We start from the raw sequence: 20,450 nt of genomic DNA on the forward strand, positions 1-20,450 counted from the left end.
TGTGATGGTTTAAGGAACAATGAGGTTTGCATTTGGTGTTTGGGGTTTAGCTGCCATATCTGCTAAAATGTTGACAGTTATTTGCTTGACGCGAGTATCTTCCCTAGCTGGGCTGACACCATCACTATCTAACCCCCAGGCCCACTGAATGGTGCCGGAGGCAAAGACTTTAGCTCCACTACTAGCCGTGTAGCGGGCTGAGTATGCTTTGGTAAAATCTTGGTTGGCGGGGAGACCTGGTTCATTAGGTGGTTCGTCGTAGGTTGGCAATGTATCAGAAGGTACGACTGGTGACTGAGACAAGGTGACTAGTCCGGCAGGAGAAGACCCATTACTAACGATAAAATCCCATTCGTAGCCCACTAATAAAGTCAGCTGATCCCCATTCTTAAGTCCTGTATTTGCATAGTAAGAATCGCTGCTGTTGCTGACAACAAAATTAGCACCGCCGTAGATATTACTATAGTCGCTACCGTACATGACTCCTAACAAGGCGTTTTCTGGTCGCTGGTTCTGGACGCTGCGGAATTTATTAGTGGCTACTGATGAACCCTGCTGCTGGGCGACTGGATCTGATGACCACTCATGTTTGTAGCACGCCATCACTCGGTTGGGCTTTATTTGCCCAGCAGCGAGGGTAGAATTTTCAAACCTCACTCGCCAATAACAAGTATTGGCAGAGAAAAATCCCAAATTAATTCCGTTATTACGAGCAGTTTCAACAGCATCGCGCATTTCTTTAGACCAGTACTCATCGTGACCCACAGACAGAAATACTTTATGATTGAGCAATTTTTGCCCATTGGTGTGAACCTGTATGCTCTCTGTGTAGGTAATGTTGTAACTTTGAGATTCCAGCCAGCGCACCATATTGTATTCCCATCGTAGGGGCGAGTCACTTTCGGTGGACTCTGGATAGGTTGCCTGTGAAAATGGCCGGTCAAAGGAAACCTTGTAAGCTCTCCCTGACGGACTGGTAAAGTCGTATAAACTTTTACCGCCCATTGTGTTATATGCTTGGACGCAAGAAACAGCGCTTTGGAATAAAATTTCAGCAGTACTGCTATCATCGCGGACGACAAACCACACGTGCGCTGTGGTACTCGCTTGGTCAGTCAGCTTGGCGATATAAATACCGCTAGTCCAGTTACTGCTTACCTGCAAGACGTAGGAAGTTGTCCAGTTACACTCGGTCAGTCCGGTGGTGGAGTCTTGGGTACAAGGGGCTTGAGTCGTACCATTGAGCAGGCCACTGCTGGCCATCAACCTTCCTCCTGTACCACCATAGTAGCCCAAGCGATACACATCGATAGTATACTGTCCCGCTTGTCCAAGAGAAACCTTAATATCTAGAGATTCCCCTTTATTGACACTAGTCGCCGAGGCATAGCCAGCCATCTCAGTCTTACTGCTACTCCGGTTGTCAAGCTTCCAGTTAGTTGTGCCAGCATTTAGGTTTTCCAAATAGATGGGATTACCGCCTCCTACTGGAGTCGCTGAAGCTGAGAAGGTTATACTGCCGATGCCTGCTGCCGTCGCTGTGACTACGACCCCTCCAGGTGCGGTAGGAACCGATCCCAGCGTCAAAGTTGTACTTGCTTGACCGCTAGCATTAGTTACTGCACTGGCGGGAGAGACTGATCCTCCGCCACTAGTAACGGCAAAGTTCACCGTCACCCCTGACTGAGGACTGTTTTGAGCATTTACGACTTGCACGACTAGGGGATTGGGCAGAGTCGCTCCAGTTGCACCAGACTGACCGTCGCCACTGACTTTAATTAAGATGCTGCCGACAACAAAGGCAATGTCACGATAGTAGTTACTATTACGATAAGAACTGCTTGGGAAAGAATTCGGACTCGTATTATACACCCCATTGTTGCCGTCTGCTACTGAGCTAAGATCACCACTGACTATGGAACTAGCAAGTTGATCAGAAGTAAGGACGTAATAGGCATTTGCGTTGACAGAGACCACATAAGTTGTATTAGCTTGAATACTAAGTGGTGTCCCCAAAGCTTGATTCTGCCAGCCAGAAGCTGTCTCGCTAGTAAAAGTGACCATTGCCAAGCGCGTTCCTGTTGCTGTCCAAATTTTCCCAATATGAGTTCCTGTCTCGCTAGCGGCTTTCCAGAAGCGAATGGCGGTAATCTGTCCTCCTTTGGCACTGCGGAATTTCATCCCTAATTCGTAGGGAACGTCATCAGTGAAATTTGGAAGATCCGGTACTTGAGTTGTCAAGACATTTTGGATGCTCACTGGGGGGTTGGCAGTAGCAGAGAAGGTAACGCTACCTATGTTGGTGGCTGTCGCACTTACGGTATTAGTTACAGGACTTGTCGCCCCAGCACTAGCTCCCAGGGTTAAGGTGGTACTAGCCTGACCGCTTGCATTAGTTACTGCACTAGCGGCCGAGACTGACCCCCCGCCACTGGTAACAGCAAAGTTCACTGTCACCCCAGATTGGGGATTACCAGCATTGTCTTTGATCTGAACAACAAAGGGGTTGGGTAAGGTAGTTCCCACTGCACCAGTCTGATTATCGCCGCTAATTTTGGTAATTGTTGGCAGGACAACAACCACAAAGTTGATGTCACGAAAATAATTACTATTGCGGTAGGAATTAGTTGGAAAGGCGCCCACAGTGCTATTAAACACCCCGTTGCTGCCGTCTGCTATCGAGCTAAGATCGCCATTGACTATGGAACTGGCCAGAGCATCATTAGTGAAGACATAATACTTTTTGACGTTGACAGAAACGACATAAGTCGTATTAGCTTGAATGTTAATTGGTGTGGACAGAGCCTGATTCTGCCAGCCAGAAGCCGTCTCGCTAGTAAAAGTGACGCTTCCCAAGAGTGTTCCCGTTGCATTCCATATTTTGCCAATATGAGTTCCTGTTTCACTAGCGGCTTTCCAAAAGCGAATGGCGGTAATCTGTCCTCCTTTGGCACTGCGGAATTTCATCCCTAATTCGTAGGGAACATTATCAGTCTTATTTGGAACACTTGGCACTTGATTGGTAAAAAGGAGAGTCATACCTATTTCCTATGAAGTTTAATTACTAACGATGATTAAAACGTTGCCACGAGAGGTTCTCATACCAATTTGAAAAAAGAATGTCATATATGGATAGGGGCACAGTAATGTTCTCTAGGAAGAATTAATGTGTCGCAAAAATTATTCAAATTGGTATAAGTTTGTCGTCTAAAGTAGAGACACCTCTGGAAGCAATTTCTACCAAAGGAATTTTTTCCTTAAATCTGACAAGCCATTTTCAAAACTTTCACCACATAATCCTGTTCCTGTTGAGTCATCTGATGAAACAGGGGTAGTAAGACAGTATGATCTTGTGCTTGCTCACTCTCAGAAAGGCGATCGCACTTTCCAATTTCACACTCACAAGTTTTTGGCTCAACTCCACATGACCAAGCTTCACTTTGATAAGCAGTTTCACGGTGAGCGCACATAATCCCGCGTCGCGTGGAAATGCCAGCATCTAACATTTCCTGCATTACTTTTACTTGGTCATATTTGTCTGTTAACCGGACACAAAAACTCTGCCAGTTACTCTTTGCCCAATTTGGCTGGGTTGGGAACTTTAATCCCGACACGTCTGCTAGCTTTTCCTGATATTGCTCTGCCAAATAACGCCGTCGTTCCAAAATCTCTGGTAGACGTTTGAGTTGTTCTCGCCCGACTGCTGCTTGCATATCAGTCATGCGATAGTTGTAACCCAGCATGGGATATGACTCAAATATTACCTGTTTCGCACCGTGGCGGACAGTATCGGGGATGCTCATTCCATGTTGCCGCCAGAGGCGGAACTGTTTGTCCCATTCGGGATTATTTGTGGTGAGCATCCCACCGTCACCTGTGGTGATGACTTTGCGGGGATGGAAGGAAAAACAGGCGATATCCCCATGCGGCTTGCCAATTTTCTCCCACTGTCCATCCCAGAGAATTTCACTACCGATCGCACAAGCTGCATCTTCAATAACTGGCAAATCGTAGCGGTGGGCAATATCCAGGATGGCTTTGAGGTCGCAAGGCATCCCGATCTGGTGGACAATCAGGATAGCGCGAGTCTGCTTGCTAATCACATCCTCAATTAACATCGGATTTATGTTGTATGTCTGTGGTTCAATATCCACAAACACTGGTATTGCGCCGCAGTAGCGGATACTGTTGGCAGTGGCAATATAAGAGTGGCTGACCGTAATCACTTCATCCCCAGGTTGCACACCTACAGCTAATAGTGCTAGATGCAATGCTGTGGTGCAGTTGGAGACAGCACAAGCATATTCTCCTCCTACGTAAGTTGCAAACTCTTGCTCAAAGGCGGCGACTTCTGGCCCTTGTGTTACCCAGCCAGACATAATCGCACGGCTAGCTGCTTCAGCCTCAGCTTCACCTATCCAAGGTTTAGCGATCGGGATAGACTGCATTTTCTCAGACATTGCTTGCTTCCTTTGCCAATTTCTGTTCACGCCACCAACTCACTAACCGACGCAATCCCTCTTCTAGAGATACCTGCGCCTCAAAACCCAGCAATTGTTTGGCTTTGGTTACATCTGCCAGTCGCCGTGCTACAGGGTTGACTTTGCGTTCTGGCCCATATTCTGGTTGTAAATCTGACCCCATCACTTTAGCCAAACTATAGGCTAGGTCATTCAGGCTGCTTTCCACATTACTGGCAATATTAAACACGTCATCAGTAACATCGGCTTGGGCAGCTAAAATATTCGCTCTGGCAATGTCTTCAATATATACAAAGTCCATTGTCTGTTTGCCATCACCAAAAATCAGTGGTGGCTGACCTGTAATAATGCGTTCCATCCAGCGAATTAATACTTCAGTATATACACCGTAGATATCCATGCGTGGTCCGTAGACGTTAAAGTAGCGTAATGCTACATAGTCCAGCCCATACATATCGTAGAAGCTGCGTAATAAGCCCTCGTTAAAGACCTTCGCTGCACCGTAAATAGTACGGTTGTTGTAAGGGTGATGGGATTCAGTTGTTGGGAACTCCTCTGCCATGCCGTAGATTGAGGCTGAGGAGGCGGCGACTACCTTTTTTACCCCGGCTTTCATTGCTGCTTCCAAAACGTTGAAAGTACCATCTGCCAAAACTTCCAAAGCTAGACGTGGTTCTTCAGCACATTGCGTAATGCGGATTGCTGCTTGATGAAAGACTATATCCACGCCTTGCATAACTTCACCAAGAAGTTTTTGATCCCGGATATCGCCTTCTACAATTACCAAAGGGCCATGTTCTTTTGCCCAAGCAAGGTTTTTCAATTGTCCACGGGTGAAGTTATCTAGAACAATAATCTCTGAGACTCCTTCATTTACCAATAAATCGGCAATATGGGAACCGACTAAACCGGCACCACCTGTAATTAAAATTCGTTTATTTTGCATTTTTTTTTAGTTTGATAATTTCTTCTTCTAAAGTTTGAATACAATTAAGTAAATCAGATCCACGTAGTCCAAATGTACTTTTTACAGACTTGATTATATTTGCCGGGGCTGTCCTTTCCTCACCGATAAATTGCACTTCAAAAATTCTGAGTATACTGTCACCTGTGAGGATATCGATAAAACCTTCTGTTTTAGATATACTAATAACTCTACCAGGTATACGTCCTACATAAGTAAGGGGTTTGTCTACAGGCTTTGCTTTCCAAATTAATAATTTTTTTCCCTGAAAGTATGTGTAAGCGCCTGGAAATGGAGAAACTAATGCTCGAATCAAACTACTAATTTTTCTAGTTGAATCTGACCAATTAATTTCACCATCTTCAGGAAGACGAGTACAACCATAAGTTGCCTCATTACTATTTTGTGCTACACCTGCATAACCCTCTAACGCCTTAACAACTATTTCTCCTAAATTTTGCTGCTGGATTTGATTGAGGTTTTCGTATAATTCAGCGACTGTATCATCAAATTTTATCGGAATTAGTTGTTGGAATAAAATATTTCCTGCATCCAATTCTGGTTCTAGTTTATGGATAGTTATTGCGGCAGAAGGTTCATTATTAATAATTGCCCAGTTCACATTTGCACGACCCCGATATTGGGGCAAAGGAGAATAATGGACATTAATAAATGTAGACATTCCAATTAATGATGCTGGCAAAATTTGATTATAGGAAGAAACTACCACGCAATCTGGCTGAAATTTTGAAATAAGCGATTTAATCTCTCTTTGTAATGTATTTGAAAATATGGGTATGTTAGCTTGTTGAGCCAAACGAATCACAGAATCATCTTCAGAGATATTTCGTACCACTCCTTGAACATGGCACTTAGACATTAGGGATTCTAGGGCACTTAAGGTAGTTGTACCTATCCCAATTAACAATACATTAAACATTTAACACCTAGTACTCATAGCAGTTGTACAAATGCCATCGCTGAGTTGCTATCCTGTAAGGATTGTCGATAAATAACTTCTGCTGCTTTTAGCCCACCTGTTTGCAGACGGATAATCGGTTCTGGCCCTACTGCTGAGGGCAGAATAGCCATGTGTCCTGGTTTTGGCTCAACTTCTGGGCATACTAGTATTTGATAAGATGCAAAGGTTGCTCGATCAATGTCTCCCCAGTACTGAGCTACAAGTGTTCCTGGCCAATATTTGGCAATGATACTGGCATCTCTACCAGTTAAAACTGGATCTGGGCGTGGTTGCATAGCTACTAAAATCGCATCATACGTTTTGTCTGTAGGTGCTGCGGCGATATTATCAATGGTGTCTACATTAGCTCCAGCATTTACTAAACCACGTTCAATAAATGAACTAAATGGGTTATCACATAACAATAAAATATTACTTGTATAAACAGCAATTCCTTCATCTAGCAAGAGCTTGACTGCCATGATTCCCAAGAATGAAAATACATCTACTGAGGGGTGGCGTTCATTTACACCTACTACTTTGATGCCTCGATGTTGACAGGCTATGATATCTACATCCTCTGGTCTAAACTCCCACACTTCGTACATTAGACCAATGACTGCTGTAGGCTTCATCCAGCCAATCATTTTTGGATCAATGGGGCGAATGTGTCCGCTATTAGTGATAATGTCAGCCTGGGCGACAATATCTTCTGTTTTTTCTGTGATGAATTCCAGCCGCTCACTGACTCCTGCTAGTTCAGCTAGTTCCAGTATCTGAGCTTTGACTGCTTCTATAGTCCCATAACGAGTAGTGCGAGTCAGTGCAAACACCTTTTTTGCCCCGGCGATCGCTGCTACTATGGGTGTCACTGCATAAGCTCCTGTCGCAGCTTCTGTAAGTACAGTTAAATTATCAAGTTGCAGATCGCAACGCTCAACCGCCTGCTGAATCAGCCGGATGAGGCGTTGAGGGTTTAAACCAGGGCGAGAATCTGACATTATACAGTTACTCCCTGAAGAATGCTCTGAAAACTTTCTCCAACAGTATTAATTTGTGTTGGTGTAATTTCTGCATACATAGGCAGCGAAAGTACTGTATTAGCGGCTAATTCGGAGTGAGGAAAGTCACCTTGCTTGTAGTCCAAGTCTGAATAAGCTGCTTGCAGATGTACGGGAATTGGGTAATGAATACCTGTCTGAATTTCTTGCTCTTGCAGACTTTGTTGTAGGGCATCTCGCTGAGGCGATCGCGTAGCGTGACCTACGGGCACTCGCACGGCGTAGACATGGTAAACGTGACGGCTGTAAGGCATGACAGCAGGGATGCCTACACCAGATTTTGCCAAAAGTTGGTCATACTGGGCTGCGTGTCTTCTTCTCGCTTCTGTCCACTCTTCGATGTAGCGTAACTTCACCCGTAAAATCGCTCCCTGAATACCATCCATGCGATAGTTGTAACCTTTCAGGACATGGTGATACCTGCGTTCTTGACCCCAGTCACGCAGCATTCCCATAGTATGGGCATATTCAGGATTATTGGTTACTGCCATACCTCCCTCACCGTAAGCCCCTAAATTCTTACCTGGGTAAAAGCTAAAACAACCGATGTCACCGATACTACCTACACGCTGCCCTTTGTACTCAGCCCCGTGAGCTTGGGCGGCATCTTCGATAACGGCTAAACCATGACGACGGGCAATGTCCAAAATTGGCTCCATGTCTGCTGGTTGTCCGTATAAATGCACAGGTAGAATTGCTTTGGTGCGTTCTGTTATCGCTTTTTCAATTTGGGTAACATCTATTGTGTAGGAAACAGGGTCAATATCTACGAAAACGGGTGTGGCTCCGGTATAACAAATTGCTGCCGTGGTCGCAACGAAGGTGAAAGGTACGGTAATCACCTCGTCACCAGCACCGATGCCAGCTGCTAGTAATGCTAAATGGAGGGCGCTAGTACCTGTATTGACAGCAATGCCATAATCTGCATTGCAGTAACTAGCAAACTCTTCTTCAAAAGCTTTGACTTCATTGCCCAAAACGAATTGCGTACTTGCAAGTACTTTTAAAACAGCAGTATCAATTTCGTCTTTAATACTCAGGTATTGAGTTTTTAGGTCTACAAATGGAATCATGCTGCTACCTCTGCCACATTCAGTTCAATTAATCGGCCTTGCTGCTTGAGAGACTGGCATGCAGCTTCGAGAATTCTGACTACTCGCAGTCCTGCTTCTCCATCGGTAATTGGGCGATCGCCTTTCGCAATACAATCAATGAAGTGCAATCCCTCTGTTTTCAATGCCTCTGTCATATCTAACTTGGGTGAGTACATATCCCCTGTGCGATAACCAATCATCATTTGGTACACGCTTTCGGAGTTGCCATTGACTGTAATTCCCTTGTCGTAAATTTTGACTTTCTCACTTGGTTCTAAGTCATCGTAAACAATCATCCGTTGACTACCACCAATCAATGTGCGACGGATTTTTACTGGTGCTAACCAATTGACATTGATGTGAGCAATGAGATTCTTTTCAAAGAATAAAGTCAAGTAGGCGATATTTTCTGGTTCTCCAGGAACGTGGCTGATGCCTGTAGCTGAGACAGCATAAGGCTGGGATGGCAATAGGTAGCTCATGATTGAGAGATCGTGGACTGCCAAATCCCAGATCACATTAACATCATGCTGAAAAAGTCCCAGGTTGACGCGTACAGAATCATAGTAGTAAATATCACCCAATGAATTAGTGGCGAGCAAGTCGTGCATTTTGCGTACAGCACCCGTATACACAAAGGTGTGATCGACCATTAAGACTAGATTGCGTTTTTCTGCTTCTTCAATCAGCCGCATTGCTTGGTCGGAGGTAGTTGTCATTGGCTTTTCTACCAGGACATGTTTACCAGCCTGCAATGCTGCTAAAGCTAATTCAAAGTGAGTTGAAACTGGTGTGGCGATCGCTACAGCGTCGATTTTCGGATCTGTAAATATATCTCGACAATCTTTAGTAACTTGAATTGTCGGATACCGAGCTTGCACCTTTGCCAATAGTTGTGGGTTAAAATCACTGACTGTTCTAACCTGAACTCCTGGCATCTCTACAAAATTCCTTACCAGATTTGGTCCCCAATAGCCATAGCCGATGACACCGATATTAATGATATTTGCCATTATTTTTAACTAATCAAAATTTATTTTTTATGGATTATTAAGTAATGCCACTAAAAGATGATCCTAGTTTCTAGGTGAATTGCAAATTACTTTTATCTTTATAAGGCTTTAAAGTCCATCAATAAGTTACTCAATATCTATGAATAGATTGCATACAAAACTTAAGGCTCTCACAAACTACTAGCTGATATTTCTAAATTTTGGCGATCGCCTACTGCGGGACGTAGCCCATCGCGCACATCTCCGATCACACGAGCCGGGACTCCAACTACAATTGCATTGTCAGGAACATCGTGAGTTACTACTGCACCAGAACCGACGATCGCTTTTTCACCAATAGTTACACCTGGTAGGATTGTGGCATTACTACCAATGGATGCACAGTGCTTCACTAAAGTCTTGACTGTATACCAATCATCGTCAGTTTTTAAACTGCCATCTTCATTGGTTGCACGAGGATAAAGGTCATTAGTGAACATGACTCCATGACCAACAAAGACTTCATCTTCTAAGACAACGCCTTCACATAGAAAACTGTGGGATGAAATTTTACAGCGACTTCCTATCGTGACATCTTTCTGAATCTCCACAAATGTACCAATTTTTGTATCATCACCGATAATGCAACCGTATAGGTTTACAAGATGAGGATGAAAAATCTTCACGTTTTTGCCTAGCTTGACATCATCATTTACAGCCATTATTTAATCTGCCTTAAAATTAATGCTTTTCTACGGTTTGCCAAATAGCATCTTCTAAATAAGTACACTCATTAGCTTGCCAGGGGTAATCTACACGCTCGAAATTGTGCATACTGACTTCAAACTCACAAATCTCCCTGAGATTTTCTAGTAGAGTTTCGCTGCGCCGCTCAGAAAACCATGTTGTTAAGGTATATGAACCCATATAAAGTCGCAATTTAGGTATTTCACATCGGAAAATATGAGTTCCTTGCTTATGGCGAAAAGGCGCATCAGAGAAAAACCAAAAAATATTAATAGGCTGTTCCAGGGCATTTACTATTTGAAACGAAAACCATAGACTTTCATGGGGTTTCTCTACGTGTAAAGCAAATTCAAAGGTAATCGGTTTTCCCCAACAGTGAATTCCTTCTCCCTCAGAGGTGTGTGCCCTTGCCCAAGCTACATGATTGCCAGTTTTATTAACTGGGGCTTGGTAATATGCTGGTGATGCAGACTCATCTTTCTGCCCAGTCAAATATAACTGTACTGCTTTGCCAGTGTGACCATCATATTGAATACTACCCTTAGAAAGCAGTATGCAACGTTTGGTAAGTTGGGCGATCGCTTGCATACTATGACTGACGAATAAAACTGTTCGTCCTTCTTTGGTGGCTACATCACCCATTTTCCCTAAGCACTTCTTCTGAAATGCCGAATCGCCTACAGCTAAAACTTCATCAACAATTAAAATTTCTGGCTCTAAATGGGCTGCAACGGAAAAAGCAAGGCGGACATACATTCCTGATGAGTAGCGCTTGACTGGCGTATCTAAAAACTTCTCAACTTCAGCAAATGCTACTATCTCATCAAATTTCTTTTTAATTTCGGCTCTACTCATTCCCAGAACAGAACCGTTGAGATAAATGTTCTCTCGTCCCGTAAGTTCTGGGTGAAATCCCGTTCCCACTTCTAATAAGCTTGCTACCCGCCCTTTAATACCGATACGTCCCGTTGTCGGTTCGGTTATCCGGCTCAGAACTTTTAGGAGGGTGGATTTACCAGCACCATTGCGTCCAATAACACCAATAGCTTCACCTTGTTGAATCTCAAAGGAAACATTTTTCAATGCCCAAAATTCTTCCCGTGTTGGGTTGGGCATTTTTTTGCCCCCAGGTTTGATAAATGACTTGGTAAAAGATTTAGCACCATCGGCAATTACATCCCGTAAAGCTTTGTAGTGACTTCCTTGCTCTTGCTGGTGAGCGATAATATATTTTTTACTTAAATTCTCAACACTAATCATATTCTCAGACATCTGCAAAGTTCCTTACTAAATTACGTCAGCAAATGTCCGTTCCATTTTGCGGAAGTACCAAATGCCACTTACTAGTAATAGAGCAACTAGTCCTAGAGATAGTGCGAATCCAGCCCAGTAAAGTTTGGACTCTCCTCCTAAGATTGCCCAGCGAAAGCCATCAATAACCCCCACCATTGGGTTCAAATAATAGAGCAAACGCCATTGTTCTGGCACAACGCTGCTACTAAAACCAACGGGTGATATATATAGACCAAACTGCACAATAAATGGCACAATATAGCGGAAATCTCGATATTCTACATTCAAAGCTGCTAACCACAGCCCTACTCCTAATGAAGCAGCAAAGGCAATGCTGATAAATAAGGGTAATAATAATATCCGCCAAGTAGGAACAAAATTATACCAAGCCATAAGTCCTAAGAGAATTATCGCAGAAACTAGAAAGTCTACGAAGCTAACAATCACTGAACTCGCAGGCACAATTAGGCGCGGAAAGTATACTTTAGAAATCAAGTTGGCATTACTAATTAGACTATTGCTACACTCGCTTAAAGAGCTAGAAAAAAATTGCCAGGGTAACAAGGCAGCAAATACCAGTATTGGATAGGGTGCTGTTCCTTCTGAAGGTAATTTTGCCAAACTTCCGAAGATGACACTAAACACGATCATTGTCAAAAATGGTCGAATTAGTGCCCAAAGCATACCAATCACTGTTTGTTTGTAGCGCACTAGAATGTCCCGCCAAGCCAAAAAATAAAATAGCTCTCGATAGCGCCACAAGTCTTTCCAATACTGCTCTTCACTACGTCCAGCTTCAATTACCAATTCTGGTTTTGAGCTAATTCCTTTACTAGTCATAATATTGATTAAAGACCACTGCTTTTAAGCATTAATTGAAAATTGAAAATCTTTGATGTTGTGATAGTTAAGCATCTTTGCCTGCTTGCGAGTAAATTCTCCAACAGAAGGGTTTCCTTCAGGATTGATTACTCCTGTTACTTGCTGCCAAAGCTCTTGTGGCGCTAGAGAAACTTTATAGGTGCGTTCCTTTGACTTGCATACGTGATACCACTTTGTTTGCTGGCAGTGCTCACACCAAAAGGCTTCCAACCATTCTCCCCCTATACTAACTGTGGTTTGGCTTGCTACCAGCATCAATGCACTTCGGCGACTCATGCCTCGTTGCTGCAACTGTCCTGGTTGGTCGGCAAACAATTGATATTTTTGACTCCTACTTTCAAGGTAACAGCCATGATTGGGACAGTAGATATCACGCCGTTTTGAACGTTTCCGATTTCGGTCACACCTTCTCTGCAATTCGACCTCCCACTTCAGTAAATAAACAGTGAAATTCGGAAGGTTACGTTGGAGGAACTGAGATCAAAAAGACCATCAAAGCTCATCTCCTAAAGTTAAAAACTAAGTTTTATTTAATTAAACTAAGCTGATTGAAAAATATTCTAAAATCAGAAATTTATTCTTTGAAAATTGGTAACAAGTTTAACCTTGTTGTTAGGCAATAAGATTACCTAAAATTTTATTGAAAGTGTTATTTACCACTATCAATCTGTCTTAAAGCATAACATAGCTTTGACTACTTTATATTATCTTAATCCAACTTATTAAAATCATAAACTAAAACTAGTTTTGATATGTTTTGCTAATAGTTTAACTATGAGAATAGTCCGGCTTATAAAAAGTTATAAGTCTTACTACTAGCTGTTCTTAGGGATCGCTTTCGAGAATTTTTCTAGTTCAATAATATAATCCTCCAATGAGTTAAATATTATTTAATATCCAATATTTTTTATTTAAGCAAAGCATGAATCTAGCTAAAAGAAAAGGTAAATTCTCTCGTAAAAGAGTACTTTCTATTTTGCTTATTGCCCTTATATTCCAAATATTGAGAAAGTACTGCCAGACTCAAAAGATAATGGCAAATACTTCCGATAAATACCTGGATTTTGCATAACTGACCCCGCTAATACCTTTTTACTGGTAGGGCAAGGGAGAATGAATGTATCTTCGAGAATTGGGATGAGGGTGAAAGTCTTTAGAACCTGCACCAATCGTACTTAAATTTCTCAAAGAACTATTTTGTATGGCTTTGAGACATGGCGATCGCAGCATCAGGTAGTATTGCTTGCTGCAAAACATCAAGGTATTGCTGAGAGATAATCTTAGGTGTGAAATGCGATCGCAAATACTGACGACCCGCTTTGCCCATACCTTCTCCCAACTGCCGATCGCGGCTGAGTAAGCGAATAAATTGAGCTAGAGAATTACTGTCTCCATTCTCAAAGGTGCTACCACACTTGGCTTCGGCAACCAGTTGTCTCAGGTATGAATACTGCGAACAAATCACCGCTATCGGTCTTCCAGATGCTAAAGCTGAGTAAAGCTTACTAGGAACGACTAAACTCTCGGTTGATGCATCTACACTCACTAGTGACAGATCGCAGGCTGTTAAAGAATATGGCAACACCTGCCTGTCTTGATAGGGCAGAAATGTAAAGTTTTTCAGTCCTAATTGATTCACTTCTTGAATCAATTCATCCCGTTTCGCTCCACCACCAATACAGACAAAATGAACTGGTTCCTCTTGCAGTTGTTGAGCAGCTTGCAGGATAGTTCCCATATCATGGCAACGCCCCATATTCCCGGAGTAGAGGACGGTAAATTTGTTGACTAAGTTATGCTTTAAAGCAAACCAGTTTTCTTGCTTGGCAATTGGCACAATCAATTCTGGGTTTGCCCAACTGTGAATTACCGAAATTTTATCGGCTACTTGCGGGCAATTTGCTAGCACTTGTTGTTTCATAGCTGGACTAAGAACTACAATTCCCTTAGCATTTAGCCAAATCTGTTTGTTAATAGCCCGCCATAACCGTGCCAGCCAGTTATCCTTAGATACTACTCCCAGTGCGATCGCAATATCGGGATAAAGATCATAAAGGATGCAAACATAGGGAAGTCGGAACAATAGGTAAGCCAGATATCCGATGATTGGCAAAAATGGAGGAGCTGTAGTTACTAATAACACATTGCTGCGTCGCCAAGCCCGGAGCATATATAGTAAAGCCCGTAAGGTGTATAAGACACCGTTAACAGCTTTACCACGAATTCGCCCCGGCCAAAGTTGGGCTGTGCGCGATCGCTGAATTCGAATTCTACCAATACGTTCAACTGCTAAAGCCGCAGCTTGAGAGTCAAACGCATATCCTGGCTGACTTGTAAAAACCTCAATATCCACTCCTTGCTGCCCTAACTGCTTCACCAGTTCATCAATCAACTGTCCCGTAGGAGCATAGTCTGGCGGGAAAAACTGGGTGATTACAGACAACTTGATGGATTGCTGAGTTTTTAGAGAATAGTCATTTTTAACATCTAATCGGGTAGAAATGGATTGTAAAAGTTTTTGATTAATCCATTCATTAAGTCTCATCAGTTATACCCTACTGTAAAAATCCTTTTAAACACACATAAAGACACAACTGAATTGGTCAAGCCATTAATAATTACACACACTTACTTCCCTGAATTAACAAATATTTTCAATTTGCTCCAGGCAAAATTATTAATAAGATTAATTTATCGGTATACATCAAGCCTACTTATATTCACAGATATATCTGGAAACTGAGTTGCTTAACAAGGATTTATACTCATTTAACTTTGTATACACGAAATTTTAGGAGATGGTAACACAACAAATAACAATCAGTCTAAACGGCTACTATGAGCTTTATGTCGGCTAAGGAATTGGCGAATTATGCCAACTGAATTTTGGATTTTGTCACTTACTTAATTTTACATTTTTTTAAGCAATATTTGTTACATAATAGCAATATTAAATATAGTACTATATTCAATATTGGTTCTGACATCCAATTACTTATAACAATACCATGACAAAAGGATGTTTAAAATTTACCCATACATTTCATCAAAAATTTATCTTTTGATAAGATCATAGACAGAAACTTCATAAAAGTAGTCGCTTAGGACTTATGCATTAAATTAAATTATCCGAATGCTAAATCTGAGATGACCTAAATTATCAGTCTTTCTAGCCTTAGTGATTAGTACCCGTCATTAGCAACGCGTCCCCCAGACCTATTTTTTTATAGCTTTCTGTGCCGCACTTAGTGTCTATTTTGTCAATATTTTGACGCTACTACTCTACTTAGATATAAATTTTTATCTCGGAAAATTTGTAAATTTATTAAGTATAGTTAGTCTCTTTTGCAGTGTTACCAGATTGATATTAATAGATTGATCGTCGGTATCAAAGTCATACTTTGACATCATTTGGAAATTAATTTTGGCTTAAGCCATGAGAAAAGACTAAAAAAATGTATACTTTAAAACAAAGACGTTATTATCACCAGTTAATCAGTTAGAATCTGAAAAGTCTATAACTTTAAAAGATTACAACTAAGTACACTTAAGCATAAGAGTTAAAATTAACCTGAGAGATGAATCAAGATCCACAGATAATCAAAATTTTGATTACCACCTCCCATTAATGACATGTTGTGCAGCAAAGCAAGCTTTCCACTCTCATGGTTAATAATAAACACCTGTGTAATTGCTGACTTACGTAGTATTACTAAAGCCTATAGCCACATTTATTGTAGCTAAATTAATACGTATTATATTATTAAATAGATGGAGAATCATTCTTCTCAATCCCCAAGTTATCACCAGAATAGTAACTCTGTAACTCCATTTCTTCAGCCTCAGCCTTTCCCCATATCTGAAGGCGAAGAGAGTGATTGGAGTTTTCTACAACTTCTGAGTGTTTTGCAGCGACGAGCGCTAGTGATTGCAGGGGTAACTATTACTCTAACGACAGTTGTTTTTGTTAGCTTGATACTAAATCGGCAGCTACCAGTATATGAGGGCAATTTTCGCCTATTAGTGGAACCTGTAAATGATGATACCAAAGTAGTGGATATTGTCAAAGAGACTAACATAAGCAAGTCTGGTCTAGATTACGAAAGTCAAATTCAGGTTCTTAAGAGTCCTGAATTGATGGGAAAGATTGTAAAGCAGTTACAAGCTAAGTATCCAGATATTAGCTATAATACGCTGATCAAAAACATAACAATTTCTCGGTTTGCTGAAACCAAGATTATAGAAGTTCGTTATCAAAGCCAAGATCCAAATCAAATTCAAGTTGTACTCGACCAAATTGCAAATAATTATCTAGATTACAGTCGTGAAAAGCGGCAAACACTCTTGCAACAAGGTATTCAGTTCGTTGAAAGACAACTGCCATTTATCCAAAATCGAGTTGATCAGATTCAGAAAGAACTGCAAACGTTCCGGCAAAAGTACGACTTTGTTGACCCAGCGACCCAGTCTGAACAAGTTGTTAATCAAATCACCAATTTGTCTGAGCAACGACAAATAGTTGACGGAAAAATTGCAGAAGTTCGCGCCAATCTCTCTTTTCTACAAGAACAAAATGGCAAACTGGCTGTGCTAAATAATGCTATTTTGTATCAGCAGCTACTAGGCCAAGTACGGCAACTAGACGTTCAAATTGCTACAGAGTCAACTCGTTTGCAAGATAATAACCCAGCCATTCAAACATTGAAACAGAAACGGAAAAGCCTCTTGCCTTTGCTAAAGAACGAAGAGCAACGCTTTCTGGGTACAAAAATTGCAGAAGTAACGACTCAACTTCAAACTCTAGAAGTGCAAAGCCAAGAGCTTGCTAAAGTAGAACGGAAAATTGAACTCCAGCGCAAACAATGGCCAATATTGGCACGACAATATACTGAATTGCAGCGAAAATTACAGGTGGCGACCGAGAGCCTGAATCGCTTTCTCTCTACTCGTGAAAATCTCCAAATTCAGAAATCTCAGACAGAACTTGGTTGGCAGTTACTTGAGGCACCAAGTAAGCCGAAAGTCCCTATCTCTGATTCGAGTATCAAACGTTATTTAATACCAGGATTGATTGCAAGTATAGCTTTAGGAATCGGTGTTGCTCTACTCCAAGAAAAGCTTGATAATACCTACCATAGCGTTGAGATACTCAAAGGGAAGGTTAATCTACCTTTGTTAGGAAATATTCCATTTGAAAAGCAAGTCGAAAGCATTCAAGATAGGATCTCCAGGCGAAGATTCTCCATAGCCAGAATCCTAAATCCCATTCTTAAAGGCGTTCCTGGGTTTGCACATCAAGTCCATAGCAATTATTCAGCAAAATTTCTAGAAGCTTTGCGGGTACTTTATACAAATGTCCAATTCCTGAGTTCCGAGCGCCCTATTGCTTCCATCATTATTAGTTCAGCGATGCCTGGTGATGGTAAATCTACTATTGCCTTCCATTTAGCTCAAGTAGCTACAGGTATGGGACAAAGAGTACTACTTGTAGATGCTGATTTACGCCAACCCAAGATTCACACCTTATCAGGTTTAAATAACTTATCGGGATTAAGCAATTTAATCTCGACAAACCTGCCAACGAGTGAGGTAATCCGACAATTACCCTCAATGAATCAATTATCTGTAATAACTTCTGGGCCCATACCATCCGATCCTACAAAGCTGCTCTCGTCTGAAAAAATGAAGCAACTAATGATAGATTTCCATAACGCTTTTGATTTGGTGATTTATGACTCTCCCCCTATTTTGGGACTAGCTGATACTAGTCTGCTAGCACCCTATACTGATGGCATATTGCTAGTGGTAAAGCTCGACAAAACAGACTCTTCAATGATGCAGGAAACTTTAGATCATCTAAGATTTTCCCAGATGAATGCATTAGGTATGGTTAGTAACGGTTACAAGAGCAACGTCAACAGTTATTAGGAATATCATAGTTCCAACCTTTAACTCAATATTCTAATTGTAGGCTCCACTTCCTTTACTCGTGCCAGTAGTCTAAAACTTGGTTTCCAGCCACGGGCTGGAAACCAAGTTTTAAAGTGGTTTTAGTTTCAATATGACACCACTGACATCTATGTCCCCTACTGCTGCTGTTAACCTTTAGAAGGTGAAAGTAGTTCTCAGCGTACCAATGATTGCATCATCATTGTTGCCAGCAATTTGACCAGGATTTGTTAACCAAATTACCCCAGGTGTGATGGAGATGTTGTCGTTTACGCGATACTTATAGAAACCTTCAAAGTGGTAAGGCTTATCACCAGGATTACCTCCAACATAAGGTTCAACACCTGCGAAAAGTCCTAAAACGTTGCCCTTCTTACCGAAGTCTGGTAGAGCTAACCCGGCTCCATAACTCCAAACTTGACCATTATCATTAGCACCAAGTCCTGTGATGTCGCTGTAAAGTGCAAAGCCACTAATCGACAGTTTGTCACTTGGTTTGAAAGCAGCCTCAAAGCCGTAGGAATTACTGATATATGGATTGCCAGCACCGACAAAGTTAGCTTGTGCAGTACCGACTACACCAGTTGTTGTACTCGCAGAACCTGCATCGAATAAAACAGTACCACCATTATGATAACCGTGGACATAGGTAGCAGCTAAGGTGAAGCGATCGCCTACTTTTAAGTTCAATTGTCCTAAAGCAGCATAGTTACCCTCAACTAAACCCGTATTTACACCAGGGTTATTCGCTTGAGATGCCAAGTAGCCAAGCGTTAATGAAGGTTGAAAGCCACCGCCACCTTTACCAAAGGCTAAGTTAACACCGCCACCAGCACCCCCGCCAATCCTATAGATTGGGCTTTCGGAGGCAAAGGTAGACAAAGCACCGTTACCGCCATCATAATCCTCAAAGTATGGGTTGACGGTAGGAACGTAATCGCTGTGAATACCTCCAGTAGCAGCTACGTAAACTTGGGAGTTGCCAACGGGGAAGTAATAGGACAACCAGTCTATAAAAACACTGTTGTTGGTAGAAGGGGATATGTTAAAGGTTTGAGTCCCTTCAAATGTGCCACCTGGTAAAACCAATCCAATTGCATTACCAGTTGCCAGCCTAGTATGCAAGATATCTTTACCTGTAAAGCTGGTTTGCAAATCTAAGCGCACCCTGTCTTGGAAAACAGTGTTGTTGTTGTCGTTGCTGCCAAAGTTATCTGTGACGGCAAAAATAGCTTCACCCACCAATTTTGTGGTAGTAGAAAACTGATTTGCTTCTAGTTCAGCAGTCCGTGCTTCTACGGCATCTACTCGGCCACGCAGAGTTGCTAGTTCTGCCGAGAATTCCTCTTGCAGACGCTGGAGAGTCGCCAAATCCTCTTTTTTCACCAAGTCAGCAGTTGCAGTGGCAATCAGTTCATTAACCCGATCTAAACAAGCATTCAAACCTGCGGCAAACTCATAACGAGTCAGTGCCCGATTGCCACGATAAGTGGAATTCGGATATCCGGCAATACAACCGTAGCGTTCAACCAGCGATTGCAAAGCTTGGAACGCCCAATCAGTCGGCTGTACATCAGAAAACTGAGAAACTGATGTGACTTGAGACAGCGAATTCTGATTCTTGCTTTCACTGCTGTAGCGGTTAATCTCTTCTAAAACCTGATTGTCATCAGTCTTTTGGGCAACCAATTGCTGATTAACTTTTGGTTGCTCTGTTTGAATAAATATTGAAGCATTAGAAGCTATTGGTGCTTCTGTCTGAGCAGCTTTTGCCTTTATATCTTCAGAAGAGTCTGCTACTTCAGCAGCCATAACTCTAGCGGAAACCAACACCGTCACTCCCAAAACTACTGGACTTAGTGCCAGAGTTTTCCACAATAAATGAGACATTTTTTTATTTTCCTTTCCTAAAAAAGAACCGATATCAGTGGGTTCAAGAAAAAGAGAACAGGCAGTTACTGTACTTGTTAAAAAGTTTATCAGATTGCAGTGACTTAATATATAGGTATATAAGTCGTAAATCTTT

The 20,450-nt window shown here is 41.9% G+C and carries 14 protein-coding genes; 1 reads left to right on the plus strand and 13 read right to left on the minus strand.

Annotation, left to right across the window (positions count from 1 at the left end; all coding sequences use genetic code 11):
- Positions 1 to 9: 9 nt before the first annotated feature.
- The 12 genes from V7K38_RS20740 to V7K38_RS20795 all read right to left on the minus strand — a co-directional run bounded on the left by V7K38_RS20740 (position 10) and on the right by V7K38_RS20795 (position 15,020).
- Positions 10 to 3,039 (minus strand): N,N-dimethylformamidase beta subunit family domain-containing protein, encoded by a 3,030-nt coding sequence (locus V7K38_RS20740; protein ID WP_334860283.1) that lies wholly within the window; start codon positions 3,037 to 3,039, stop codon positions 10 to 12.
- A gap of 218 nt (positions 3,040 to 3,257) precedes the next feature.
- Positions 3,258 to 4,460 carry a DegT/DnrJ/EryC1/StrS family aminotransferase gene (locus V7K38_RS20745; protein WP_334860284.1) on the minus strand — a complete coding sequence of 401 codons (1,203 nt, stop codon included), beginning with the start codon at positions 4,458 to 4,460 and terminating at the stop codon, positions 3,258 to 3,260.
- Positions 4,453 to 5,427 (minus strand): NAD-dependent epimerase/dehydratase family protein, encoded by a 975-nt coding sequence (locus V7K38_RS20750; protein ID WP_334860285.1) that lies wholly within the window; start codon positions 5,425 to 5,427, stop codon positions 4,453 to 4,455. The genes V7K38_RS20745 and V7K38_RS20750 overlap by 8 nt, the downstream gene beginning before the upstream one ends.
- Complete coding sequence (locus V7K38_RS20755) at positions 5,417 to 6,271, minus strand: methionyl-tRNA formyltransferase (RefSeq protein WP_334860286.1); 855 nt, start codon at positions 6,269 to 6,271, stop codon at positions 5,417 to 5,419. The genes V7K38_RS20750 and V7K38_RS20755 overlap by 11 nt, the downstream gene beginning before the upstream one ends.
- Before the next feature lie 128 nt (positions 6,272 to 6,399).
- Positions 6,400 to 7,407, minus strand: coding sequence for a hypothetical protein (locus V7K38_RS20760; RefSeq protein ID WP_334860287.1), 1,008 nt, complete (start codon positions 7,405 to 7,407; stop codon positions 6,400 to 6,402).
- Entirely contained in the window at positions 7,407 to 8,540 is a 1,134-nt protein-coding gene (locus tag V7K38_RS20765) for a DegT/DnrJ/EryC1/StrS family aminotransferase (protein ID WP_334860288.1), read from the minus strand. Before V7K38_RS20765 ends, V7K38_RS20760 begins: the two co-directional genes overlap by 1 nt.
- Complete coding sequence (locus tag V7K38_RS20770) at positions 8,537 to 9,574, minus strand: Gfo/Idh/MocA family protein (RefSeq protein WP_334860289.1); 1,038 nt, start codon at positions 9,572 to 9,574, stop codon at positions 8,537 to 8,539. The genes V7K38_RS20765 and V7K38_RS20770 overlap by 4 nt, the downstream gene beginning before the upstream one ends.
- Before the next feature lie 170 nt (positions 9,575 to 9,744).
- The gene (locus V7K38_RS20775) at positions 9,745 to 10,275 is read right to left on the minus strand and encodes an acyltransferase (RefSeq protein ID WP_334860291.1); all 531 of its coding nucleotides are present in this window, start codon (positions 10,273 to 10,275) and stop codon (positions 9,745 to 9,747) included.
- A gap of 19 nt (positions 10,276 to 10,294) precedes the next feature.
- A complete protein-coding gene (locus V7K38_RS20780) occupies positions 10,295 to 11,572 on the minus strand; it encodes an ABC transporter ATP-binding protein (protein ID WP_334860292.1) in 1,278 nt (425 codons plus the stop codon).
- Between the two features lie 15 nt (positions 11,573 to 11,587).
- The gene (locus tag V7K38_RS20785; protein WP_334860293.1) at positions 11,588 to 12,433 is read right to left on the minus strand and encodes an ABC transporter permease; all 846 of its coding nucleotides are present in this window, start codon (positions 12,431 to 12,433) and stop codon (positions 11,588 to 11,590) included.
- 24 nt (positions 12,434 to 12,457) lie between these two features.
- Positions 12,458 to 12,892, minus strand: coding sequence for a hypothetical protein (locus tag V7K38_RS20790; protein WP_334860294.1), 435 nt, complete (start codon positions 12,890 to 12,892; stop codon positions 12,458 to 12,460).
- Positions 12,893 to 13,667: 775 nt separating this feature from the next.
- On the minus strand, positions 13,668 to 15,020 hold the full coding sequence (locus V7K38_RS20795) for a glycosyltransferase family 4 protein (protein ID WP_334860295.1): 1,353 nt from the start codon (positions 15,018 to 15,020) through the stop codon (positions 13,668 to 13,670).
- Between the two features lie 1,226 nt (positions 15,021 to 16,246).
- Between V7K38_RS20795 and V7K38_RS20800 the strand changes: the two genes are divergently transcribed.
- Positions 16,247 to 18,403, plus strand: coding sequence for a GumC family protein (locus tag V7K38_RS20800; RefSeq protein ID WP_334860297.1), 2,157 nt, complete (start codon positions 16,247 to 16,249; stop codon positions 18,401 to 18,403).
- 177 nt (positions 18,404 to 18,580) lie between these two features.
- Here the strand turns inward: V7K38_RS20800 and V7K38_RS20805 are convergent, their stop codons facing one another.
- Positions 18,581 to 20,314 (minus strand): iron uptake porin, encoded by a 1,734-nt coding sequence (locus V7K38_RS20805; RefSeq protein ID WP_334860298.1) that lies wholly within the window; start codon positions 20,312 to 20,314, stop codon positions 18,581 to 18,583.
- Between the last annotated feature and the right edge of the window lie 136 nt (positions 20,315 to 20,450).

This window comes from Nostoc sp., from assembly GCF_036917465.1.
Lineage (GTDB): Bacteria > Cyanobacteriota > Cyanobacteriia > Cyanobacteriales > Nostocaceae > Nostoc.